Annotated in this window: 28 protein-coding genes; 26 read left to right on the top strand and 2 right to left on the bottom strand. The window is 33.0% G+C overall.

Annotation, left to right across the window (positions count from 1 at the left end):
* Positions 1-3 precede the first annotated feature (3 nt).
* Genes ACY3JJ_RS00825 through atpC form a run of 11 tightly spaced genes read left to right on the top strand, consistent with a single transcriptional unit; the run spans position 4 to position 7,336 of the window.
* Positions 4-456 (top strand): GatB/YqeY domain-containing protein, encoded by a 453-nt coding sequence (locus ACY3JJ_RS00825; RefSeq protein ID WP_463091922.1) that lies wholly within the window; start codon positions 4-6, stop codon positions 454-456.
* Positions 456-917 carry a tRNA (cytidine(34)-2'-O)-methyltransferase gene (locus ACY3JJ_RS00820; protein ID WP_463091921.1) on the top strand — a complete coding sequence of 154 codons (462 nt, stop codon included), beginning with the start codon at positions 456-458 and terminating at the stop codon, positions 915-917. Before ACY3JJ_RS00825 ends, ACY3JJ_RS00820 begins: the two co-directional genes overlap by 1 nt.
* A gap of 11 nt (positions 918-928) precedes the next feature.
* The gene (locus tag ACY3JJ_RS00815) at positions 929-1,135 is read left to right on the top strand and encodes an AtpZ/AtpI family protein (protein ID WP_463082900.1); all 207 of its coding nucleotides are present in this window, start codon (positions 929-931) and stop codon (positions 1,133-1,135) included.
* Positions 1,110-1,451, top strand: coding sequence for a hypothetical protein (locus tag ACY3JJ_RS00810; protein ID WP_463091920.1), 342 nt, complete (start codon positions 1,110-1,112; stop codon positions 1,449-1,451). Before ACY3JJ_RS00815 ends, ACY3JJ_RS00810 begins: the two co-directional genes overlap by 26 nt.
* Entirely contained in the window at positions 1,435-2,097 is a 663-nt protein-coding gene (gene atpB, locus ACY3JJ_RS00805; protein WP_463091919.1) for a F0F1 ATP synthase subunit A, read from the top strand. Before ACY3JJ_RS00810 ends, atpB begins: the two co-directional genes overlap by 17 nt.
* Positions 2,098-2,111: 14 nt before the next feature.
* Complete coding sequence (locus tag ACY3JJ_RS00800; protein ID WP_463084930.1) at positions 2,112-2,369, top strand: ATP synthase subunit c family protein; 258 nt, start codon at positions 2,112-2,114, stop codon at positions 2,367-2,369.
* A gap of 17 nt (positions 2,370-2,386) precedes the next feature.
* Positions 2,387-3,124 (top strand): F0F1 ATP synthase subunit B, encoded by a 738-nt coding sequence (gene atpF, locus ACY3JJ_RS00795; protein ID WP_463091918.1) that lies wholly within the window; start codon positions 2,387-2,389, stop codon positions 3,122-3,124.
* Entirely contained in the window at positions 3,121-4,650 is a 1,530-nt protein-coding gene (locus ACY3JJ_RS00790) for a F0F1 ATP synthase subunit alpha (protein ID WP_463091917.1), read from the top strand. Before atpF ends, ACY3JJ_RS00790 begins: the two co-directional genes overlap by 4 nt.
* The gene (gene atpG / locus ACY3JJ_RS00785) at positions 4,622-5,494 is read left to right on the top strand and encodes an ATP synthase F1 subunit gamma (protein ID WP_463091916.1); all 873 of its coding nucleotides are present in this window, start codon (positions 4,622-4,624) and stop codon (positions 5,492-5,494) included. Before ACY3JJ_RS00790 ends, atpG begins: the two co-directional genes overlap by 29 nt.
* Position 5,495: 1 nt before the next feature.
* On the top strand, positions 5,496-6,893 hold the full coding sequence (gene atpD / locus ACY3JJ_RS00780; RefSeq protein ID WP_463091915.1) for a F0F1 ATP synthase subunit beta: 1,398 nt from the start codon (positions 5,496-5,498) through the stop codon (positions 6,891-6,893).
* 2 nt (positions 6,894-6,895) lie between these two features.
* A complete protein-coding gene (gene atpC / locus ACY3JJ_RS00775) occupies positions 6,896-7,336 on the top strand; it encodes an ATP synthase F1 subunit epsilon (RefSeq protein ID WP_463091914.1) in 441 nt (146 codons plus the stop codon).
* Here atpC and ACY3JJ_RS00770 read toward each other — a convergent pair.
* Positions 7,317-7,904: a glycerol-3-phosphate responsive antiterminator gene (locus ACY3JJ_RS00770; protein WP_463082891.1), complete on the bottom strand. Its 588-nt coding sequence runs from the start codon at positions 7,902-7,904 to the stop codon at positions 7,317-7,319. The two genes, atpC and ACY3JJ_RS00770, sit on opposite strands and share 20 nt — an antisense overlap.
* A gap of 171 nt (positions 7,905-8,075) precedes the next feature.
* Here ACY3JJ_RS00770 and ACY3JJ_RS00765 point away from each other — a divergent pair, with 171 nt between their 5' ends.
* Positions 8,076-11,186 carry a FlgD immunoglobulin-like domain containing protein gene (locus tag ACY3JJ_RS00765; protein WP_463091913.1) on the top strand — a complete coding sequence of 1,037 codons (3,111 nt, stop codon included), beginning with the start codon at positions 8,076-8,078 and terminating at the stop codon, positions 11,184-11,186.
* A gap of 23 nt (positions 11,187-11,209) precedes the next feature.
* Positions 11,210-12,085, top strand: coding sequence for a PorV/PorQ family protein (locus tag ACY3JJ_RS00760; RefSeq protein WP_463091912.1), 876 nt, complete (start codon positions 11,210-11,212; stop codon positions 12,083-12,085).
* Between the two features lie 46 nt (positions 12,086-12,131).
* On the opposite strand, the gene ACY3JJ_RS00755 is transcribed toward ACY3JJ_RS00760, so the two are convergent.
* Positions 12,132-13,592: an RtcB family protein gene (locus ACY3JJ_RS00755; RefSeq protein WP_463091911.1), complete on the bottom strand. Its 1,461-nt coding sequence runs from the start codon at positions 13,590-13,592 to the stop codon at positions 12,132-12,134.
* A 101-nt stretch (positions 13,593-13,693) separates the two neighbouring features.
* On the opposite strand from ACY3JJ_RS00755, the gene ACY3JJ_RS00750 reads away from it, so the two are divergent.
* The 13 genes from ACY3JJ_RS00750 to ACY3JJ_RS00690 all read left to right on the top strand — a co-directional run bounded on the left by ACY3JJ_RS00750 (position 13,694) and on the right by ACY3JJ_RS00690 (position 24,477).
* Positions 13,694-14,098 (top strand): secondary thiamine-phosphate synthase enzyme YjbQ, encoded by a 405-nt coding sequence (locus ACY3JJ_RS00750; RefSeq protein ID WP_463091910.1) that lies wholly within the window; start codon positions 13,694-13,696, stop codon positions 14,096-14,098.
* A 245-nt stretch (positions 14,099-14,343) separates the two neighbouring features.
* Positions 14,344-14,892 carry a cysteine hydrolase family protein gene (locus ACY3JJ_RS00745; RefSeq protein WP_463091909.1) on the top strand — a complete coding sequence of 183 codons (549 nt, stop codon included), beginning with the start codon at positions 14,344-14,346 and terminating at the stop codon, positions 14,890-14,892.
* Positions 14,889-16,073, top strand: a complete 1,185-nt coding sequence (locus ACY3JJ_RS00740; protein WP_463091908.1) for a nicotinate phosphoribosyltransferase — start codon at positions 14,889-14,891, stop codon at positions 16,071-16,073. Before ACY3JJ_RS00745 ends, ACY3JJ_RS00740 begins: the two co-directional genes overlap by 4 nt.
* A 79-nt stretch (positions 16,074-16,152) precedes the next feature.
* Entirely contained in the window at positions 16,153-16,287 is a 135-nt protein-coding gene (gene rpmH, locus ACY3JJ_RS00735; RefSeq protein WP_012547104.1) for a 50S ribosomal protein L34, read from the top strand.
* Positions 16,288-16,647, top strand: coding sequence for a ribonuclease P protein component (rnpA, locus tag ACY3JJ_RS00730; RefSeq protein ID WP_463082884.1), 360 nt, complete (start codon positions 16,288-16,290; stop codon positions 16,645-16,647).
* Positions 16,640-16,897 carry a membrane protein insertion efficiency factor YidD gene (gene yidD, locus ACY3JJ_RS00725; protein ID WP_463082883.1) on the top strand — a complete coding sequence of 86 codons (258 nt, stop codon included), beginning with the start codon at positions 16,640-16,642 and terminating at the stop codon, positions 16,895-16,897. Before rnpA ends, yidD begins: the two co-directional genes overlap by 8 nt.
* Positions 16,898-17,527: a YidC/Oxa1 family membrane protein insertase gene (locus tag ACY3JJ_RS00720; RefSeq protein ID WP_463082882.1), complete on the top strand. Its 630-nt coding sequence runs from the start codon at positions 16,898-16,900 to the stop codon at positions 17,525-17,527.
* Positions 17,528-17,534: 7 nt separating this feature from the next.
* Entirely contained in the window at positions 17,535-18,152 is a 618-nt protein-coding gene (gene jag, locus ACY3JJ_RS00715; protein ID WP_463091907.1) for an RNA-binding cell elongation regulator Jag/EloR, read from the top strand.
* On the top strand, positions 18,149-19,510 hold the full coding sequence (gene mnmE, locus ACY3JJ_RS00710; protein WP_463091906.1) for a tRNA uridine-5-carboxymethylaminomethyl(34) synthesis GTPase MnmE: 1,362 nt from the start codon (positions 18,149-18,151) through the stop codon (positions 19,508-19,510). Before jag ends, mnmE begins: the two co-directional genes overlap by 4 nt.
* A 9-nt stretch (positions 19,511-19,519) precedes the next feature.
* A complete protein-coding gene (locus tag ACY3JJ_RS00705; protein WP_463091905.1) occupies positions 19,520-20,401 on the top strand; it encodes an undecaprenyl-diphosphate phosphatase in 882 nt (293 codons plus the stop codon).
* 84 nt (positions 20,402-20,485) lie between these two features.
* A complete protein-coding gene (locus ACY3JJ_RS00700) occupies positions 20,486-21,076 on the top strand; it encodes a TetR/AcrR family transcriptional regulator (protein WP_463091904.1) in 591 nt (196 codons plus the stop codon).
* A gap of 3 nt (positions 21,077-21,079) precedes the next feature.
* A complete protein-coding gene (locus ACY3JJ_RS00695) occupies positions 21,080-23,134 on the top strand; it encodes an efflux RND transporter permease subunit (protein ID WP_463091903.1) in 2,055 nt (684 codons plus the stop codon).
* A complete protein-coding gene (locus tag ACY3JJ_RS00690; protein ID WP_463091902.1) occupies positions 23,131-24,477 on the top strand; it encodes a hypothetical protein in 1,347 nt (448 codons plus the stop codon). Before ACY3JJ_RS00695 ends, ACY3JJ_RS00690 begins: the two co-directional genes overlap by 4 nt.
* Position 24,478 lies beyond the last annotated feature (1 nt).

Below are 24,478 nucleotides of genomic sequence, written 5' to 3'. Positions count from 1 at the left end.
ATAATGCTCTATGAAAAGATCACGAAAGATTATATGATCGCTCTAAAAAACAAAGATAATTTTAGGGCAGAAGTTTTAAGCACTTTAAGATCTGCAATTAAATATAGAGAAATTGAGTTAAGAGAAAAGGGTAAAGAATTAGATGATGGAGAAGTGTTAGAGGTAATTAAGAAGGAGCTTAAAAAAAGAAGAGAAGCTATTGAAATGTATAAGCAGGGTGGGAGGCTTGATCTTGCTGAAAAAGAAGAGAAGGAATTAAAGATTTTAGAGGAATATGTACCAGCAGAGCTCTCAGATGAAGAATTAAGGATAAAGATTAAGGAAATAATAGAGAAAGTTGGAGCTACTAATATCAAAGATATGGGAAAGGTTATGAAAGAAGCAATGTCGGGATTAAAAGGATTGGCTGAAGGAGAAAGGATAAGAAAGATAGTAGAGGAGCTTCTCAAAGGTTAATGAAGCATAATCTCCATGTAGTACTTATAGAACCACAGATACCTTATAATACTGGTAATATTGGCAGGTTATGTGTGGCAACTAATTCTAAGCTTCATTTAGTTGGTAAGCTTGGGTTTTCCTTGACAGATAAATATTTAAAAAGGGCAGGTCTTGATTACTGGGGTTATCTTGATTACGAAACTTACAAGAGTTGGGAAGATTTTTATGAGAAGAATAAAAAGGGAAGGTTTTTCTTGGTTGAATTTCCTGCCTATAAATTTTATACTGAAGTAGAGTATAGAGAAGGAGATTATCTGATATTTGGGTCTGAAGATGAAGGAATTCCAGAGGATATTGTCAATAAATATTGGGAGAATTCAATAACTATTCCCATGTTTGGGCCAGTTAGATCTTTAAATTTATCAAATTCAGTAGCTATAGTGGTTTATGAGGCGTTGAGACAGATAAAAAGATTTTGATTTTAAAAAAAATGAATAAAAAGAAACCTAAAAACATTTGGGAGATATTTAATTTTACTTTTGCCCTTGGAACAGGGCTTCTTGGTTCTTTATTGGTTAGCATCTTTATAGGATATTATTTAGATAAAGTTTTCGGTACATCACCTGTTTTTCTTCTAGGATTTACAGTTCTTGGAATATGGGTGGGTTTCCGTGATATCTTTAGATTTCTACGGTAAATATTTGAAGATTGCCTTTATAGGAGTACTGATAGGACTTGTTTTCTTCTTTTTATATCCTCCAATATCCTCTTTGATTTTTGGATTATGTGGTAGTATAATTACTTTTTGTTGGTTAGCTTATGATTTAAAAAGGTATGGAATAGGAGGATATAATAGAAGTATAATAAAAAGATATGGGGTTTTGATTTTGGCTTTTTTATTAAGTTTGAGAGCTGGCTTTATAGGAATCATATTATTTTTAATTGGCTATTTAATAGGGCAAGGATATATGATGATAATAACTTGGAGGAATAAGGATGGAAAAAGGGCCTGAAATAGGACCTCGGATTATAGGAGAGCTCTTTGGTATACCTATTACTAACACTTTCGTATCCCTCCAGATTGTATCTCTAATAGTTCTTGCTCTTTTATTTTGGTTTAGTTATAAACCCAGAGAAGAGCTTACCACTAAAGAAAATATTGTTGAAACTTTTGTTGAAATGTTCAAAAGATATATTACTGGTTTTTTACCAGAGGATGTAGCAGATAGACACCTTGCTTTTTTTGGGACTCTTTTTTTATTCATCCTTTTATCAAATTGGTCCGGCTTTATACCGGGTTTTACTTCTCCTACATCCGATATTAATGTAACAGCAGGTCTTGCTATAGGTACTATTTTGTATATTCAATATGCAGCCTTCAAAGAGAAGGGAATAGAATATTTTAAGAGTTTTATCTCTCCTTCTATCCTATTTCTTCCTATAAATATCCTTGAGCAGATAACCCGCCCTGTATCTCTTGCACTGCGACTTTTTGGAAATATCTCGGGTGAACATATTGTTCTTGGAATAATTACTATTCTTGCACCTTTGATTGTTCCTGTACCTATTATGGCCTTGAATATGTTTATGGGATTTATTCAAGCTTTTATATTTACAAGCCTTAGCGCTGCATATCTTGCAGCAGCATTAGAAGAGTAAAGGAGGTAAAGAATATGATCGTATGGGTAATTATTGTTTCTATTGTTACAGCAGGTTTTTCTGTTGCATTAGTAGGTATGAATGCTACAAAGGCTCAGGGAAATGCAGCTGCAAGTGCTTTTGAAAGTGTGGCTCGACAACCAGAGGCTGCTGATCAAATTAACCGTATGCTTCTTTTTGCCCTTGCCTTTATTGAGACTATTATGATATTTACATTAACTGTAGCTCTTATACTTCTTTTTGCAAATCCTCTTTTGGGAAAAATCTCATAAATTAAGAAGGGAAAAATATGTTTTCATTTAGTCTTCTTACTATAATATCTACTATTGTAAACCTGATTGCTCTTGCCTGGCTAGTTAAGAGATATCTTTTAGGTTCTATCATTAGGATAATGAATGAAAGAAAACAAAAGATAGAAAGTGCAATTTTAGAGGCAGAGACTAAATTAAAAGAGGCAGAAGAATTGAAAAAACAAAGGGAAGAACAGCTTTCTCGTGCAAGAGAGGAGGCATCTAAAATTATCCAAGAGGCAGTGGATACTGCTGAGAAGATGAAAAGGGATATACTCCAGAAGGCAGAAGAAGAAGCAGAGAGAATTATTATAAGAGCTCATGAAATATCGATGGCAGAAAGAAAAAGAGCCTTGGAGATAGCTAAAAAAGAGATTTTGGATCTATCCAAGATTATTATAAAGGAATTCTTCAGAAGATTCTTACCAGAAGGTACGGAAGAACTCCTTATAATTAAATTCGTTAATGATGTTAATTTAGTAATTTCTCAGGTAAAACCAAATAATTTGGAGGAAGTTAAATTTATTTCTTCAGATAATGTTAAACCCTCTTTGAAAGCTCAGATTGAAGAAAAATTGAGGTCAATTCTTCCAGGAGGTTATAAACTTTCTTTTGAGGTAGATCCTAATATAGGTCTTGGTTTTAAATTATTGATAGGAGAATTTCTTATTGATAATTCCTTAGAGTATCATCTTTCACAAATTTATGAATCCCTAAAAGAGGTTGAGAATATATGAGGGGGGAAATATTACGCTTTCCTATAGAAAGAATTGAAGAAAAATTAAAAGAATATGATTTTTCTCCAAGAATATCTAATATTGGTTATGTAAAAAGTGTGGGGGATGGAGTAGTACGGGCTACGCTTTTGAACTCAGCTTTTATAGGAGAGATGGTTGTCTTCGAATCTGGGGTTGAGGGTCTTGTACTTAGTTTGAAAGAAGATACAGTTGGAATAGTTCTTTTTGGAAAAGACGAATATGTAAAAGAAGGAGATATAGTATACTCCACTGGTAAAATATTACAAGTGCCAGTTGGTAGGGGATATTTGGGAAGAGTAATAGATCCTCTTGGAGATCCATTAGATGATGGTGGGCCTATTTTTCCTGAGACATATATGCCTGTTGATAGGGAAGCGCCAAGTATTTTTGATAGAGAGCCTGTAAAAGAGCCTTTGTATACAGGTATAAGAACGATAGATGCTTTAATTCCTATTGGACATGGGCAAAGAGAGCTAATATTAGGGGATAGACAGACTGGAAAAACTACAATTGCTATTGATACTATTATAAATCAAAAGAATTATGGCACCATCTGTATTTATGTAGCTATTGCTCAAAAAAGGACAAATATTGCAAGGCTTGTGCAAACTCTGAGAGAATATGATGCTCTCTCCCATACTATAGTAATAGCAACCTTTCCTGATGAAGCACCCGCATTAAGATATATTGCTCCTATGGCAGGATGTGCCATGGGTGAGTATTTTATGCATCAAGGGGAAAAGGTACTTGTAGTTTATGATGATCTTACAAAACATGCTAATACTTACAGAGAAATAGCATTACTATTGAGAAGAACACCTGGAAGAGAGGCTTATCCTGGGGATATTTTCTATCTTCATGCTCATCTTTTAGAGAGAGCTGCCAAATTAAATAAAAGATTAGGTGGAGGAGCTCTTACTGCTTTACCAATTGCAGAAACCTTAGCAGGAGAAATTGCAACTTATATTCCTACAAATCTCATATCTATAACTGATGGACAAATCTATCTTGATACATCTTTATTTAATTCAGGAATTCGTCCTGCCATAAATGTGGGACTTTCGGTATCAAGGGTAGGTGGTTCTGCTCAACCAAGAGGAATGAGACAAGTTGCTGGAAGATTAAGACTTGATCTTGCTCAATATAGGGAATATGCAATGTTCCTTGAATTTGGTACAGAACTTGATATGGCTACTCAGAAAAAGATAGAAAGAGGCAAAAGAATTGAGGAAATTCTTAAACAAGGTGCTCATGAGGTACAGCCAATAGAAGAACAAATTATAACCTTTTATCTTGCTAATGGTGGATTTCTGGACTCTTATCCTGTAGAAAAAGTTAAGGATGTGGTAGTTAAATATATTGCTTATCTAAAACTTAAGGCTTCGTCTCTATTGGTTTTACTAAGACAGCAATTAGAATTATCAGATCAAATAATTTATCAACTTCATACTACATTTCAGGAATTTCAAAAAGAATATGCCAACCTTACAACAACTCAGGCGTAAAGTAAAGACCATACAAAATATAACTCATATTATCCATTCTATGGAAACCCTAAGTATGGTAAAGATTAGGGCTCTACAGGATAAAGCTTTAAGATTGAAGCCTTACACAGAAGAGCTTTATAGGATATTAGAAGAGATGGTTGTTAGAATTCCTGATGAGTATTTGAATCATCCTTTTATAAAAGAAAGACCTATATTCAAAACAGGAATCTTAGTTGTTACATCTGATCTTGGATTTTGTGGAAGTTATAATTTACAAATTATAGATGCTTTGGAAAAATTTTTAAATAATAGAAAGCTTCAAAACTTAAACTTTTATGTAATTGGGTCTTATGCTAAAAGGTATCTTTCTCAGAAAAAGCTAAATATTAAGAAAACCTACTTAAAATTTTTAGAGGATACATCCTTCTCCCATGCTCGGGTTCTTGCAAGAGAACTTATTAATGATTTTCTTGAAGAAGAGATAGATGAGCTTTATGTTATTCATTTTGATTTTATAAATATTGTGAGACAAGAGGTTAAAGTACATAGAATTCTTCCTATGATTCCTATAAATTTGGAAAATAAAAAAGAAGAATTTTTTATATTTTTGCCTTCCTTATCTTCCATATTAGATCCTCTTCTTAATGACATAATAGAGACTCAAATTCACCAGATAATTCTTGATTCAGCAGCCAGTGAACAAGCTTTTAGAAGATTTGCCATGAAAAGAGCACATGAGAATGCACAAAAGGTATACTCAAGATTGTTATTTCAGCTAAACCAAGTCAGACAAACGCAAATTACCAGAGAGCTTTTAGATATAACTTCCAGTATGGAAACTTTAGAAAAAGAGGTGAAATGATTTGGAAGGAAAAGTTGTGGCTGTAAATGGTCCTGTTGTTGATGTTTATTTCCAATATGATCTACCCAGCATATATGAAGCTCTAGAAGTAGAGAACCCAGTCAAGAAGGAAAAGCTTATTCTTGAAACAAGAATTCTTTTAGGGGAAGGAAAAGTGAGAACAGTGGCTTTAGGTTCTACAGAAGGTATAAGAAGAGGTCTTATGGTGAAAAGGACCTTTCATCCTATAAGAGTACCAGTAGGAGAAGATATTTTAGGAAGAGTAGTTAATGTTTTTGGTGAGCCAATAGATGGGGGAGATAAGATTGAAGGAGAATTATCCTCTATAATAAAGTCAGCCTCTGAGTTTAGGAGAGTACAACCCTCCTATGCTATCCTTGAAACAGGAATAAAGGCGATAGATTTACTTACACCCTTCCCCAAAGGTGGTAAAATAGGACTTTTTGGTGGTGCTGGGGTTGGAAAGACAGTATTAATTATGGAATTAATACATAACGTAGCAGTAGCTCATGGTGGGATATCAGTTTTTGCAGGTATAGGAGAAAGATCTCGTGAAGGGAATGAATTGTGGTTAGAGATGAAGGAATCAGGGGTTTTATCTAAGGCAGCTCTTATTTTTGGGCAGATGAATGAACCCCCTGGAGTTAGAATGAGAGTACCTCTCACTGCTCTAACTATTGCTGAATATTTTAGGGATTATTTAGGTAAAGATGTACTACTTCTTATGGACAATATTTTCCGTTATGTTCAAGCTGGGTCTGAAGTTTCTTCAATGTTAGGAAGAATTCCTTCTGCTGTAGGTTATCAACCTACTCTTGTTACAGAGCTTGGTGAAGTGGAAGAAAGAATTTTATCTACAGATACTGGTTCTATTACAGCTGTCCAAGCAGTTTATGTTCCTGCAGATGATTTAAGTGATCCAGCTCCTGCTACTATCTTTTCTCATCTTGATTCTACCCTTGTCCTTTCAAGAAGTATTGCAGAAATGGGTATTTATCCTGCAGTGGATCCTCTTGCTTCTTCTTCTCAAATATTAGAGCCAAAGTTTGTAGGATATGAGCATGCAGAGGTGGCAAAAAAAGTAGTAGAGATATTACAACATTATGAAAGTCTTAAAGATATTATTTCCATATTGGGAGTGGAAGAACTTTCTGAAGAGGATAGAATTATAGTAAATAGAGCAAGAAAAGTACAACTTTTCTTATCTCAGCCTCTTTTTGTTGCAGCCCATTATACAAATATACCAGGGGTCTATGTACCAAGAGTGAAGACTATTGAAGGTTTTAAGGCTATTGTTGAGGGAGAATTGGATGATCTCCCTGAAGATGCTTTCTATATGGTTGGTACTTTAGAAGATGCCAAGAAAAAAGCTGAAGAGCATGGTGCTCTCATGTATTAGCCATGAAAGAAGATGTTAAGAAGGAAGTATATTTAGAGATTGTAACACCAGTAAAAGTAATATATAGGGGATATGTAAATTCCATTATTGTACCGGTAGAGGATGGCATGATTGGAATCTTACCAAGACATGTAAATACATTGGCAAGAATTATCCCAGGAATTCTTATTTCAAAAACTGATAAAGGATCTTCTTATTTTGTAGTAGGTAAAGGATTTATGGAGTTTATTAGAGATAAGGCATATGTTATTACCGATAACGCAGAGATGATAGAGAAAATTGATTTTCATACTTTAGAAAAGGAAGAAAAAGAGCTAAGAGAGAAACTAAAAGAAACCCCAGATAAAGAAACCCGCGAAGAGATTAAATATGCTCTTCTTTTAAACTCTTATAAGAAAAGAGCTCTCCAATTATTCTTAGAGACTAAAGATTCCACAAAGTGAAAGAAGTTGTAGATATAGCTGTTGCTCCTGCTGCAAGAATTTCCTTTGCTTCTTCTGGAGTTCTTATTAATCCTCCTGCAATTAATGGGTATGGAATCTGACTTTTTAGCTCTTCTCCTAAATGAATAAAGATGATTCCAGGAAGGATTTCTACAAGATCAGGTTCTGCTGTTTGCATGATCTTTACACCGGTGGCTAAGGCGGAAGAATCAAGTACAAAGAATCTTTGTATGGCTATCAAATCTTCTGCTTTTGCTTGCTGTATTAAATTGGATCTTGTGGTAATAACCCCATCTATTCCTACCACATCTCCCAAATATCTTAAAGCATATTTGTCTTGTGCCAAACCCTCTAATAAATCTAAATGGATAAATACTAATTTATTATGAGCTTTTATCTCTTGTACAATATTGGGTAAAGTTAGGACATTTGTTTTTAACAAAAATAAGACCTTTGATTTACTTTGAAGAGCTTGAGGAAGTCTTTCCTCTTCTCTAACAGCGGCAATAATAGGACTTCCCTTAATAACGTCCAGGAATTCTTTCACACTGATTTTTTTATTTTCCATTTCTCTCCCCTCTTACAAAGATTTTTAAAAAACTTATAATCTCTTGTTTTTATTATATCAGAAAAAGCAAGGAAGTGTAAAGGATTAAAGAAGTTTAATGGGGTTAATAAGGATTTTTGTGATATAATATCAACAAATTCTTAAGATTGAGAATAATTAGGGGAGGGATTTATGTATAGAAAAGTTTTATTTTTAACAATTTTTTTATTTTTAATTATTGATTATACTTTAGCTCAAACTATTACTTGGCAATCCGGTTATCCAAAACCCCTACCTGGGGGAAGTATCGAATTAAGATGGAATGCTGTTTCTGGAGCTACAAGTTATACAATTTATAGAATTGAAGGTGATGGAAATCCATATCCATCTTATACATACTTTACTGTAACTTCTAATGTATACACAGATACAAATACCACAGATGGCGTTTTATATAGTTATGTTGTAGCAACTAAAGTATCAGGGACAACATATACTTCTCCTATTGTTTCTGTTAAAGCTGACAGGACAAAACCATCTATTGAGAATCTCTCTGCGTCTCCTAATCCATTTTCTCCTGATGGGGATGGTTTTAGAGACAAAGTTTATATATCATTTTATATAAGTGAATATGCTACAGTAACAGTTACTCTTAGAGATATTAATAATGCAACTTATACATTACTTGATTGGAATGGAAAAGTTTGCACAGCACCTGGTACATATAATGTGGAATGGGATGGCTATTTTGGGAGTTCCCTAGCTAAGGAAGGAGTAATTACTTACACTATAACTGCTACTGATTATGCAGGAAATGTTAATACAGCATCTAGTAAATTGATCTTAGATATTCCTGATGTGGAAGTTTCTAATCTTATAGGAACACCTAATCCTTTTTGTTCTATGTTAGATCCGAATAAACCATTTTATAAGGCTACGTATACCAAACCTTTTACAGACACCTATGGGAATGAATTTAACAGGGATCCATCTTTTTATCTTGATCAAGAAGGTATAACCATAGGTAGTATAGCTCTAAGCTTTGACATAAATCCTTATACAGCATCTTTGACAAATGTGAAAATATCTGTTGTTGATGGTAATAACAATGTGGTAAGAACTATGGCTTTTGAGAATGTAACAAGTCCTGCAACATTTTATTGGTATGGTGAAAAGGATTTAGAGCTTGTTAAAGAGAAACCGGAAGATCTAACTACTTGGTATTATAAGATTGTGGGAAATCCTCCAGGAAATTATAAAGTTATTTTAGAGCCAATATATACTATCATAGATTCTACCAGTAATACTGTTATTAATGTTCCCCTAAAACCTTTAATAACAAATATCACTTTAGGAGAAGTTATAGTTGTACCAGAAGATATAACTCCTCCTAAAGTCCTCTCAATATATCCATCTTCGGGATCTTTAGTGAGTAATATATCCAGTGTTTTTGCTATTTTAGATGATGGAGGAGGTATTGGTCCAGATTTAGAAAAATCTGCTATAAGGGTAAGAGATAATATTGGAAGATATGTAGGGGGAATTCAATCTCATAATGGTCATGATACAATTTATTGGACATTTGCTAGTGCTCTTACAACTGGACATTATACTATAGAAGTAGAACCAATAGATAAAAAGGGAAATAAAGGAAGCTTGGTAACTTCAAGTTTTATTATAGATAATTCTTCCCCCCAATTTATAGATGTAGAGCCTAAAGGGGCTATAATTGGGACATCGGAGATAAGAGTTAATTATAAGGATGAAGGATCTGGTTTAAATCTTTGGGATAATTATCCTTATTCTCCTGTAGGCTCTTATATTGAACTCTTTACTCCAAATGGAAATTCTCAAAAAATATTATTTAATAAAGATAAAACCACATCTATATTAGCTGTAGCTGATATACCTTCATCTATAAATATGATTGATGGAATATATAATATGGGCATCTATTTAATAGATAAAGCTGGAAATTCTACATTTACCACATCCACCTTTTTATTAGATACGACCCCACCTTATGTTATAAATTCTTCTTTAAATTCTACTACCCTAAACTATACATTTACTCAAATTCAAGTATCAGTTGGGGATGCTGGTGTCGGAATAGATTTATCTCCTGTAAAAACCTTTGTAAAAATTTCCTCAGCATCTGGTACTATCATAGCAGGGCCTGAAATAGCTGGAACTTATACCTATACCTCTACTACTCCTAATAATGCAACTCTAATATTAAATATCCCTTCAGGCTATAATCTTACAGAAGGAGATTATTATCTAACTATAAGACTTACCGATCTTCTTGGGAATCCTTTCTTTACTACCACAAAAATTACAATAGATTTGAGCCGTCCCGTTATAATTTCAGTCTTGCCAACTGGCAATGTATCAAAAGTTGAAAAAATAGAAGTAAAATATATAGATACAGGTACAGGAATTGATATTACAAAGTCTGGAATAAACTTAGTTACACCCATAGGTAATTTTTCTTTAGCTTTTGATCCTACTTTATCTGATAAGAACCTACTTGTAGTACCTATATCATCTGATATTTTGGCTCAAGACGGAGTTTATAATATGGCTATAACTCTATATGATATGGCAGGAAATTATACTATCACCTATACTTCCTTTACATTAGACATGAGTAAACCTTATATAGAAAGTACCTATCCTACAAAGAATGCTATACTCGTATTACCGCCCTCTCAAGTATCAGTGGTAGTAAAAGATAATACTACTGGAATTGATACTAACATTTATAAGACATACATAAAGCTTAGAGATCCTAATGGAATGGAAATTGGGACATATACATATCAGATTTCCTCAGATTCTCGTACAGCTACTCTTACTGTAAATACTACTTCTTATACATGGACTAAAGGCATTTATACTGTAATCTTAAGGGCTACAGATAATACTGGTAACTCTGTAGATGATACCTATACTTTTACCTTAAATTTAGAAGCTTCTCCAACTGCTTCTGGAGATGTTATTGTAACGCCATCTATCTTTTCTCCTAAGAAAGGGTTACTTAGAATAGATTTCCAAGTACAGGCTTCTTTTGGAAATATATCAGAGGTTAAAATAGATATATACAGTATGAACGGTACATTGGTAAAGACCATATATAGTAGAACTTTTAATAGTGTGCAAGCTCAAGATACTGTAACATGGGATGGTAAGGACAATTTAGGTAGATTAGTGCCTAATGGCTATTATCTCGTAAAGATTACAATTAAAGAGTCAAATGGGGCGATTAAATATAAATTTAAGGGATTTGTTGTAGTTAAGTGATAATTTTTAGGAGGAGAGTTAAAATGCGAAAAATAGTGTTTCTTATTTTAGCTATAACAATTTTATCTTCTGTATCTTATGCTCAGACCTATGGGGGTTTTTCTGAAGGACCTTATCTTTCATGGAGTCCAAGGGCTATGGGTATGGGAGGTGCTTTTATAGCAATAGATGGAGATATTAATGGTGTTACATATAATCCTGCCTCAATTGCAAGGCTTTATAACTCTCAATTTTTTATGGCCTATAATTATTTGGGTTTAAATCCAGAAAACCTTGGATTTAGCGGACCTAACATAACGGGAACTATTATATCCTTTGCTGTACCTGATAAGGGAATGTGGGCAAGTGCATTATATTATAGTAGAATTTCTCCTGATGAAGAATTAGGAGTACCCTATTCTGAGAATGTGTTAGCCTATTCTATAGGTAAAGTTTTGTTTTCTAATCTTTCTGTAGGAATGAATATAAAAAGAATGTGGGCAGTTTTACCATCTCCTTATAATTCAGAAGGCTTTGGTATAGATTTAGGAGTAATATTTAAACTTACTCCTCAAGTTAAAATTGGAGCTGTAGTTTATAATCTTTATAATAATGTGTCATGGTCTGATGGAACAGAATCTTATGATGAACCAATAAAACCAAATATCAAGGTTGGGCTTTCATATCAATCAGAAAATTTAGTAGTATCTGGAAATGTTAGTATTCCATCTTTAAGTTTCCAGATTGGTGGGGAATATTTGTTTAGGAAAGTCATATATGTGAGATTAGGATGGAATGTAGATTCTCCTACTTTTGGCCTTGGTTTTAAAAAGGATAATATAGTAATTGATTATGCTATTTTATACTCTTTAAACTTGGGAGGATTTTACCATAGAGTAGGGCTTTCTATGAGTTTTTGAGGAAACTATTTTAAAGGGGAAGGACACTTATGTCCTTCCCTCCTTTTTATCCTTTAATTACAGCTAATGGTTTCATCTGAGCAACTCTTTTTGAAATTTCTGCGTTATGTACTACATTTACCACATCTACTACATTTTTGTAAGCTTCTGAAGCCTCTTCTACTATAGAAGCCTTAGATGCTGCTTTTACTATAATCCCTCTTTCAAGTAGCTCTCTTTCAATATCTGAAGCTCTTAAGCCACTTTTTAAAAGCTTACTTCTGCTTTGGGTTCTTCCTGCTCCGTGGCAAGTAGATCCAAAGGAGATTTCCATTGCCTTAGGAAGACCTATAAGAAGAAAAGAAGATCTTCCCATATCTCCAGGTATTATCACTGGCTGACCTATATCCTTGTAATCTTCTGGAAGGTCTGGATGTCCTGCTGGAAAGGCTCTTGTAGCTCCTTTCCTATGTACTATTACCTCTTCTATTTTTCCATCAATATCGTGTTCCTCTAATTTGGCAATATTGTGGGCCACATCATAAATAAGCCTCATTCCTAAGGATTCAGCCCCCTCCCTAAATACTTTTTCAAATACCTCTCTCACCCAGTGGGTTATCATTTGTCTATTTGCCCAAGCAAAGTTGGCTGCGCAAGACATGGCTGAGAAATAATCTTGACCTTCAGGAGAATCAAAGGGAGCACAAGCAAGTTGTTTATCAGGTACTTCAATGCCATATTTTCTCATGGCATTAGACATTACTCTGATATATTCTTCTGCTACCTGGTGTCCAAGACCACGAGATCCTGTATGTACCATAATTACTATCTGATCTGAAAAGATTCCTAACTTGTCAGCTATTTCTGGCTCGAAAACTCTGCTAACTACCTGAATTTCCAAGAAGTGGTTTCCTGAGCCCAAAGTACCTAATTGATACTCTCCTCTTTCCTTTGCTTTTTTGGATACCTTATCTGGATCTGCATATGTTAGTCTTCCTCTTTCTTCTATATGTTCTAAATCTTCTTTCCATCCATAACCCTGTTTTACAGCCCATTGAGCACCTTTTTCAAGTACCTCATCAAGTTCTTTACCTTTTACCCTCAGATCTCCTTCTGAGCCTACACCAGCTGGTATCTTATCAAAAAGCTCATCTACCAACTCTCTTATCTTTGGTAAAACATCTTCTTTTGATAGATTAGTTCTTATCAATCTTACACCGCAATTTATATCGTATCCTACACCTCCTGGAGAAATAACCCCTCCCTTTTTCTTCATAGCTGCCACTCCACCTATAGGAAATCCATATCCCCAATGGATATCTGGCATAGCTAAAGAATATTTTAGTATGCCAGGTAGTGATGCAACATTGGCTACTTGTTCTGGAGATTGGTCTTTAACGATATCTTCCATTAATTTTTCATCAGCAAATATAATCCCCGGTACCTTCATAAAAGGCTTATAATCCTCAGGTATCATATATCTATAATCATCTATCTTAATAAGTTTTCCTTTCCATTCATTTCCCATTTTTTATTACACCTCCTAAAACTTTTATATTTCTAAATCTTCCTAATATTTATTATAATGAAAAAATAGGAAAAATAAAAAGAAGGGAGGAAAGCAGGCTTATGTTTTACGAAATCTCTGTATCTACTCCTCAAAAGGTGGCTCTTGTAGATATAACAGATAAGATTGAAGAAGCTATAAAGAAAAGTAATGTAAAAAATGGAATTTGTTTCATTTTTGTCCCTCATACTACAGCAGGAATATTAATAAATGAAAATTATGATCCCAGTGTGGTGAGAGATATTATATCTACTTATGATAAGATAGTTCCCTCTAACATTCCCTATGCTCATGCTGAAGGAAATTCTCCTGCTCATATTAAGAGTACCATTGTAGGAGCTAATACTTTTCTGTTTGTGAGGGAAGGGAAGCTTAAGCTTGGAACTTGGCAAGGGGTTTTCCTTGCTGAGTTTGATGGACCAAGGTATAGAAAAGTGTGGGTTGACATATGGGAAGATAAGGAATAAACTTATATATAGTTTGTCCTTATAGAAAGGGGGGAAGATAAGATGGCGTGGTATTGGTGGGTATTAATAGTTATTGTGATTATTCTTCTCATTTGGTATTTCATGAAGGGGAAGAAATAGGATTTTAATTTTCTAATTTTTAGATCATTCTTGAAGGAAGGTCTATAGAGGCCTTCCTTCTTTATTTATATTTTTTATTGTTATTGTTATAATAGAAATCAAAGAGAATAGAAAGGGGGAGTATGATGCGTCCTGCTTTAATTATAGTGGATATGGTAGTAGATTTTGTTACAGGAAAGTTTGGTAATCCATATGCTCAAGAGATAGTTCCTAATATTAAGCTTCTTATTGAAAAGGCTCATGAGAAAAATATACCTGTTATCTATTTAAGAGATTCTCATTCTGAGGAGGATAAAGAGCTTTCCTTATGGGGAAAACATGCCATGGAAGGAGATAAAGGTTCTGAGATAATACCTGAACTTGCCCCTTCTCCTCAAGATTATGTAATAAAGAAAAAAGTTTATAGCGGTTTTTATAAAACAGATCTTGAAGATGTTTTAAAGAAACATAATGTGGATACAGTGATACTTACAGGTACAAGCACCCATATATGTGTACTTCACAATTCTGCTGATGCCTTTTTTAGAGGATTTGAGGTGATTGTTATTTCCGATGCCACAGCATCTTTTGTCCCCGAAGAGCATGAAAGAGCTTTAAAATATATGAAAGATATTCATAATGCAAAGATATATACAACTCAAGAATTTATAGAAAAATGGGAGGAGATAAATTGAAAGAATTTTTGATTGCAAGACCAGAAGAAATAAAGAGTGGTTTATGTACTGATGCCTATTTTTTAAGGACTGAAGAGGTATTAGATGGCTTAAATAAAAATCCACAAGTAGTGATGGAACTTTTTACAAAAAGTTTTCCTGATGAAAACTATCAGTTTGGAATAGTTCTTGGAATATATGAAGTAGCAAAGCTTTTAGAAGGTCTTCCAGTGGATGTTTATGCCATGGAAGAGGGAGAGATATTCTTCCCTTATGAGCCTGTGCTCCAAATAAGGGGAAAATATAGAGATTTTGCAAGGTATGAAACGGCTATATTAGGGTTTATCTGTTTCATGTCAGGTATCGCGACAAAATCAGCACGTGTAAGAATTGCAGCAGGAAACAAAAAGATATATAGTTTTGGGACCAGAAGACAACATCCATTTTTAGCTCCAGTGGTAGAGTATGCCACATATGTGTCTGGATTTGATGGAGTATCTAATGTGTTAGGGGCAAAGTATATTTATAAAACTCCTGTTGGTACTATGCCTCATGCATTAATTTTGGTTATAGGAGACGAAAAAGAAGCTTTTTCAGCTTTTGATCGATATGTAGATCCTAAAATACCAAGAATTGCCCTTGTAGATACCTATGGTTCTCCTACTATAGGTGCATTAAATGCTTTGGAAGCTTTGAAAGATAGGCTTCAAGGTATAAGAATAGATAGTAAGGATTTTTCTTATCTTATAAAAGATATTAGATGGGAATTTGCAAGAAGAGGTTATAATAATATTCAGATATTTTTGAGTGGGGGTCTTGATGAGTATGAAGTAGAAAAATACAGAGACTTAGTAGATGCTTTTGGAATTGGAACAAGAGTAGCTAATGCTCCAGTTATAGATTTTGCATTAAAAATCGTAGAAGTAGATGGGAAACCAATTGCTAAAGTGGGTAATATGCCAGGTGCAAAACAGGTTCAGAGAAGTGAAAATTTTAACGATACTGTAAGACTTCATAATTCAGAATTACTTTCTGGTAAAAAGCCTCTTTTAAAGCCTCTTATATCTCAAGGTAAGATCATAAGAGACTTTGAAGAGACAGATAATATTAGAAAGAGAATATTAAATAATATCAATTCTTTACCCGAGGAATTTAAGATTATAAAAGGAGGAAAGAAATACATTCCCGAGTTTTTACCTTGACGATAAAAGCCTTTTTTGTTAGTATTACTTTGTATCCCTAGAAATACAGAAATTTTTAAAGAAAAGGAGAGGGTAAGGAATGAAGAGGACTTATCAGCCTAAAAAACATCATAGAAAAAGAGTCCATGGTTTTCTTGCCCGTATGAGAACTCCCGGTGGTAGAAGAGTTATAAAAAGAAGAAGAGCGAAGGGAAGAAAGAGATTAACAGTATAATTGAGACTTTATTCATTTCCAAAAGAAGAAAGGTTAAAAAGACAAGAAGATTTTTTACGTATTTTAAGAGAGGGAAGACCTTATTCCCTCTCTAAGAATTTTGTTGTTTATATAAGAAGAGGAGAAAAAAGAAGAATAGGGATAAGTGTAAGTAAAAAAGTAGGGCCTGCAGTTGTTAGGAATAGAATAAAGAGACTTATAAGAGAAGTATATAGACTTCATAGACCTTACTTAAGTGATGATGCAGAGATTCTTGTAATAGTTAAGCCAGGAGAAAATATAGAAAATATTAATTATCATAAAATGAAGGATATGCTATTAAATATATGGATAAAAGCTGGTATTTTAAGGGATGCTTAAGAAATTGTTAGTTTTAGTTATAAAAATATATAAAAGATTTATATCTCCTATTTTACCTTCTTCCTGTCGTTTTTATCCCACATGTTCTTCCTACGCCTTAGAAGCCATAGAAAGGTTTGGGGTTTTTGAGGGGAGTATTCTTGCTATAAAGAGAATTTTGAGGTGTCATCCTTTTAATCCAGGTGGTTATGATCCTGTACCTACAAAAGAAGAATTATTAGAATTGAAATTGCAAAGGAGGAATAAATAAATGATAAATGCTTTAGCAAATGGTTTAGGATATCTTTTGGAGCTTTTTTACAGTTGGACTGGGAATTATGGGGTTGCCATAATATTTTTAGTGATTCTTGTAAGGATTATTTTATATCCATTAACTCATGCCCAATTAAGAAGTATATATCTTCAGCAAAAAATACAGCCTGAGATAAAAAAGATTCAGGAGAAATTTAAAGATGATCCTCAAGAAATGAATAAGCAGATTATGATACTTTATCAGCAGTATAGAATTAACCCGATGATGGGGTGTTTACCTCTTCTTATCCAATTTCCAATTCTTATTGCTTTGTACCAGCTTTTATTGAATTATAAGTATACTGTAACTCCCAGTTTTTTATGGATGTCAGATCTCACTAAGCCAGACTATCTTCTTTTGATTATCATGGCTATTGTAACTTATTTTTCTGGGATATTGTCTTCTTTGTCTTCAACACCAGAGCAAAAGAGACAGCAGCAAATTATGAATATCTTTACGACCTTACTTTTTACTGGAATGTTTCTGCTTTATAAAGTACCTGCTGGTGTGATGCTTTATTGGCTTGTATCTAGTTTATTCCAGTTACTGCAACAGTATATAGTATTTAGGCTCCATAAGGAGGGCTAATACTGATATGAAGGAGATTGAGATAGAGGGCAAGACCTTAGAAGATGCTCTTCTCAAGGCTAAAGAGATTTTGGAAGTTCCTCTTGATAAGATAGATTATAAAATTATTGAGTATGGAAGAGAAGGAATTTTAGGGATAGGAGCAAGGCCTTTTCGCATATATGCTTGGATAAAGGAAATTCCTGAAGATATATTAAGGAATTTTATAAAAGAAATCTTAAAAATATTAAATGTTAAAGCCAAAATAAAGATATTAAAGGAAGAAGGGAATATAAAAATAAGTATTGAAGGGGATAATTTAGGAGAATTAATTGGTCCTGCAGGAAGAACACTTTCATCCTTAGAGTATATAATCCGTCTTTATGCCTCTAAAATGCAGATAACCGATATTATTACCTTGGATATTGATCATTATAGAGAAAGGAGAGAAAAGTATTTAGAAGAGTTGGCAAAGAAGATAGCTGCTAAGGTAAAAAAAGAAAAGAAAGAGTACAAACTAAAACCTATGACTCCAAAAGAAAGAAGAATAATTCACTTAACTTTGCAAAATGATCCTGATGTAATTACATATAGTGAAGGAGAAGATCCAGAAAGGTATGTGGTTATAGCACCTAAGGAAAAATGAAAGATACAATTACAGCTATAGCTACCCCTCTTGGTTATAGTGCTATTGGGATAATCCGAATAAGTGGACCACAGGCTATAGGAATTGCCAAGAAAATTTTTTTACCTTTCAGAGAGAAGGATCTTGAAAAAGTACCTTCTCATACTTTGCATTATGGAAGAATCTACTATAATGATGAGTTCATTGATGAGGTACTTTTAGCTGTTTACAAAGGTCCAAATTCCTATACAGGCGAGGATATGGTAGAGATATTTACCCATGGTAGTCCTATTATTCTTGAAGAAGTTTTAAAAATTGTCATTAATGAGGGTGCTCGAATAGCAGAAAAAGGTGAATTTACCAAAAGAGCCTTTTTAAATGGAAAGATTGATCTTCTCCAAGCAGAAAGCATAAATGAAATTATAAGGGCAGAAAGTAAAGCGTCATTAAGGATAGCTCTATCAAAATTGGAAGGTGACACTTCCAAAAGGATAAGAGAATTAAAAGATAGAGTAGAATTTTTAAGAGTACAATTGGAAGCCTCCATAGATTTTCCTGAGGATGTGGAAGAAAAGGAGAAATCAGAGTGGATAAGAATATTGGAAGAGATTAAAAGAGAGGTAGAGGAACTTTTATTAAAGGGAGAGAAAGGTGATTTAATTAAAGAAGGCTATAAAGTTATATTAGTAGGAAAGCCGAATGTGGGAAAGTCAAGCCTCTTTAATTCTTTAATGAAGGAAGATAGGGCAATAGTAACACCAATACCAGGTACTACAAGGGATTATATCGAAGGAGAGATTTATTTATCTGGTTATCTTATAAAAATTTATGATACTGCGGGTCTTTCTATTCCCCGTGATATATTGGATAAATTGGGAATGGAAAAAACTAAAAAGATCCTTGAAAAATCAAATATTATTCTTTTTGTACTTGATGGAAGTCTTGAAATTACTGAGGAAGAAAAGAATCTTTTTCAAGGGATAATGAGTTATGAAAATAAGAAAGTTTTGTTAGTTATCAATAAAATAGACTTACCTTTGAAAATTGATTTATCCTTTTTCCCTGAGAATATAGAAAGGGTATACGTGTCTGCTAAAAATAATATAGGTATTGATAGATTAGAAGAGAAACTCAAAGAATATATAATTGCAGAAGAATCTATAGATGGATTGTTTCTAAATATATATCACAAAGAAGAGCTAAAAAAAATAAATAACTTAATAGATGAGTCAATAAAAACCTTGAAAAATTTTAATGCTATTGATATACTTGGGTCTTTTCTTTATGATATTGAAAGATCATTAGGGAATATGTTAGGTGAGGAAGTATCCTTAGATATTGTGGATAAGATATTTGAAAACTTCTGTGTTGGTAAATAGGAGGTTTTTATGGAATTTTGGGTAATAATTTTAGGTATTGTCCAAGGAATAACAGAATTTTTACCCATAAGTAGTACCGCCCATTTAATTTTAATTCCCTATTTATTTAAGGTGCCCGATTTTGGGTTAACATTTAATGTGGGATTACATCTTGGTACTTTTCTTGCTGTATTTTTATATTTTATAAAAGATTGGATAGAGTTTTTAATTGCCATATTTAAAGGAGGGGAAAAAAGAAATCTTCTTGGACTTATAATTCTTGCCACTATTCCAGCTGGTATTTTTGGGGTTTTGTTAGATCCGTTTGTGGAGAAAATTTCAGAGCCTCAAACTTATCCTTTTGCAATATGGATCATTTTGGCGGGAGTAGTAGTCTTTGGTATTATCTTTCTCCTATTGGAAAGGTATAAAAGTAAGACCTTGGAGCTTAAAGATTTAGATATAAAAAAGGCTATAATTATTGGAGTTTGGCAAGTATTTGCCCTCTTTCCTGGAGTTTCAAGGTCTGGTTCATCTATATCAGGTGGAATGTATGTAGGATTAAGAAGAGATGAAGCCACAAAATTCTCTTTTTATATGTCCCTTCCTTTAATAGGTGGGGCAGTATTCTTTAAGTTTATAGACCTTTTTAAGGGCAACCAAACAGGGGAGTTTACATATATCTTATACGGAGCTTTAGTATCCTTTGTTGTAGGAATCTTCAGTATTCATATTCTTTTAAATTATGTGAAAAAATCATCTTTAAGGGTTTTTTCATATTATAGATTTATTCTTGCTTTTTCTATAATATTAGCTTTTTATGGTTTTCAACTACCTTCTATTTTAGTTTTTATAGCTCTTATAATCTATCTATTTTGGAGTTTTTATAAACCTAAAAAAGAGACCATTTAATATTTTTGAGAAATTGTGTTTTATTGACATAAAGGATTTATCTTTTTTATAATAAACAGAACGACGTTCGTTCGGATATAGGTAATGAATATGAGAATAAGCAAAGAGCCTGAAATAAGAAAGAAAGAAATTATTGAAACTGCTCTTCGCCTTTTTCTCAAGAAGGGTTATGAGAAAACCTCGGTAAGAGATATATTGAAAGGGATAAAGGGCTCTCCCGGTATGTTTTATTACTACTTTTCTTCCAAAGAGGAGCTTTTTGAGGAAGCAATAAAGTATTATGTTGAGAATTATATAAAGGGACTTATAGAAATACTTGAAGATGAAAGAATCTCTTTAGTGGATAAATACAATAAGATTGTAAGCTCAGTGATAAAGGCTTTTGAGGATTTAAGATCCTTTTCTAAGATCTATTATAGTCCTCAATATTTTCCATTAAGGGTTAAGATATCGTTTGAGATATTAGATAAATTAGTAGATCCATTTACTCAACTTATTGAGAAAATAAAAAAAGATCCACAGCTTGATTCTAAAAGGTTTGCCCTCCTTATACTTTATGGGGTTTACGGTCTTTTGCATGAGAACTTAGAAGTTGATAGTAGCTATATTCAAAGGGCCATGGATTTTATACTTCATGTTACCGAAAAAATGTTGGGAATTTCTGGGGAGGGATAAGTTATGAAAAGGATTTATCTTTTTTGTTTTAGACATTCCAAGATTATAACCATTTTATCATTGGTATTATTTATTTTGTCCTTTTATCTTAGTTTAAATATTAAGGTAAACTATGACATTTATTCTCTACTTCCTAATGATATTCCTTCAGTTAATGCTTTAAATAAACTGCGTAATACTTTTAAATTGGGCGAAGAAGCATTTATATTACTTCGTTTTAATGATCCTTATGATGTGGATTCTTTAAAGAAAAAGGTGTCTCAAATAAAAGGAGTATCAAAGGTTTCATGGATTTCAGATTTTCAAGATATTTTTTTGCCTGATTATTTTTGGGATCAAAATATAAAAGATAAGTTTATAAAAGAGGGATATACATTTTTGAAAGTTGAGTTTATAGAATCCTCCCAGAGTCCTTTAACAAAATCAGCAATAAAAGAGATAAATTTGATTCTTCCAAAGGGAAGCTATTTTACAGGTAATGCGGTTATTGCTCAAGATTTAAGCAATTTAACTCAAAGAGAAACCATTCGTTATCTTCTTATTGGTAGTATATTGGTCATAATATTTTTATTTTTCCTTGTACCCTCAATGTATGTACCCCTTCTTATCTACTATACCATCTTTCTTTCTATTCTTATAAATACTGCCATCTCTACTCTTTTAGGGCAAGAGATAAGTTTTATATCTCGGATGATTGTGGGAATTTTACAACTTGGTGTTACTATGGATTATGCCATATTTTTGTACCATAGATATGAGGAAGAATCAAAAACAAAAAGTAAGGAAGAAGCAGGATGGGAAGCAGTTAGAACTACAGCTACAAGTATTGTGGCAAGTTCAGCTACTACTATGGCTGGTTTTCTTGCTATGACTTATATGAGATTTGGGCTCGGTAAAGATCTTGGATTTATTTTGACAAGAGGTGTATTGGTATCTTTTATTTCTTCTCTTACTATTCTTCCTGTACTCCTATATGAATTTCATCATAAATGGTCAAGTTCTAAGAGGTGGGTCTTAAGAATACCTGGAGAAAAGTTATTCAATTTTGTAATAAGATGGAGGCCTGTAATATTTGTTATATTTCTTATTGGTGCTTTTTCCCTTTTTATTATTCCTAAGTTTCCTGTAGATTATAAGCTTTTAAGAGGACTTCCAGAAAATATACCTTCCATGATAGGACAAAGAAAGTTAGAAGACATATTTGAAAAAAAGTCTACCATTTTTGTTATAGGTAAAGAATCACCAGATAATTGGCAAGAAATTATAAAAGTATTAAAGAAAGATCCTTATGTGACAGGTATCATGGGGTACTATGAAATGGTAGATCTATTACTGCCAGATTATATGGTGCCAGAAAGTGTGAAGAAAAGTTTCTTTAAGGATGGAGTTTCTTATCTATCTTTAGATGCAAATTTTTCCTATGGTTCCCCAGAATCTTATGATTTTATAGAAAGAATGAGAGAAAAAATAGAAAAAAGATATAATGTTACTTTTACAGGAATTCCTGTTTTAAATTATGATCTTAAAGATGTAACCACTAATGACTTAAATAAGGTAAACGTTATATCTACAATAGCTATTTTTATGGTTGTAGCTTTCTCTTTTCTTTCCTTACCTATTCCCATCCTTCTTGTTCTTGTTATAGAGATTGCCATAACGATTAATCTTCTTATAGATTACCTAACATATGGTTTTATCTTTTTCTCTTCTAATCTTTTTATAGGGGCCATCCAACTTGGAGCAACTATAGATTATGCTGTGCTTTTAACCTCTAGATATTTGGAAGCAAAGAGAAAAGAGTTTGATAGAATTACCTCTGCCCATTTTGCCTTTGAAGGTATAAATAGTATCATAATTAGTGCAGGTACCATGTTTTTAATCTCCTTTCCTTTAGGTATTTTTTCTGATATTTTTATGGCAAAGAATTTAGCTATGCTTGTCAGCAGAGGAGCTATTATTAGTGTATTATTTGTAACCTTATTGGTGGTCCCTATCCTTGTAACTTTGGATTCTTTTCTTGATAAATTAGGTTTTATGAGGAAGGAGGAGAGAAGGTGAAAAGAGGAATTATCATATTAATATTGATGGGTATAATTTTTAGTATTTCTTTGGGACATTCTTTAGGGATTAAAAATGATGAAACCATTTATGTCCTTCTTGGAGCTGAAGGTAAAGCTAAAAGGGTAGATCTTGTAAATTGGATTAGTATAGAAGGAAAGGGAAATTTTAATATCATAAAAGATGGAAAATATATTAAAAATGTAAAGTTGCACACTAACGATCTAAAAATGAAGGTAGAAAAGGGTAACATAGTGATTTATGGAGAATCTTCTGACAATAAGAATATATATTTAACAGGAGAAGTTAATAAAAAGGTTCCTTTAGATTTTAAAATTACTTATAAATATAATGGAAAATTAGTACAACCGAAGGATTTTTTAGGGAAATCAGGAGATTTAGATATAGAGATTTATATGAAACCTAATGAAGATATTCCTTTAAGAGTAGTAATGTCTACTGAGTTTTCTGCCGATGATTTTGTACTTAGGAATCCCAATGATTTTATGATAATGGTATTGGGGAAAACAGTTAGGCTTACAGGTTTTACATATCCTATTCCTGATGCAAAATTAAGGCTTTCTTTGAGAGGTAAAAAATTGAAGGTACCTGCTATTACCTTCACTGCACTTCCATCCCTTCCTCCTGTTGATTTACCAATGAAAGAGCAACTTAAATCTATTAATGAGGGAATTGAAGGCTTTCTTTTACTTAATCAAGCTCATCAAAAAATTCTTAAAGGAATCCTTGAAGGTATAGAGAAAAATACTCCAACTATCCCTCAAGAATATCTTACTTTACCATTTACCCTTATGGCTAATCAAAATAAAGCCTATTTAATATCAAAAAATTTAAAAGAGTATCCCAAAAGCTTTAATAATTTATATGGATTTATAAAGGGGAAAGCAGAAAGTAGTAATGATGAAGATTGGAAAAAGGCATTGATGATGGCAGAAGAGGTAAAGAAAGAGATAGAGACTAATAGTTTCTCGGATGATATAAAAAATATTGGAGATTTTATTGGAGATCTTGCTTTTCAAAGTAAAAAGGCTATGGACATAATTGGGACTTCTTTGCAAGGTATTCAGAATATAGAGAATATGTTAAATTTAATGCTTTATGGGGGAGAAATTGAGGGGAAAAAGCTTTTAGGACTTGTTGAAGTGGAGAAGAATTTGAAAACTATGAAGAAGAAAATTGGAGATAACCTTTCTCTTTTGGAAAAAGGAGAAGAAAAACTAAATTCTTGGAAGAAGAGATTGGAAAAATATGTATTTGCAGGTCAAATTCCAAATGCAAAATCAGTAGTCAGGTTCTACTTTAGACTTAATGAAATAAAATGAT

Source organism: Dictyoglomus sp. DH (assembly GCF_055181375.1).
This window is presented reverse-complemented; position numbering and strand designations above follow the sequence as displayed.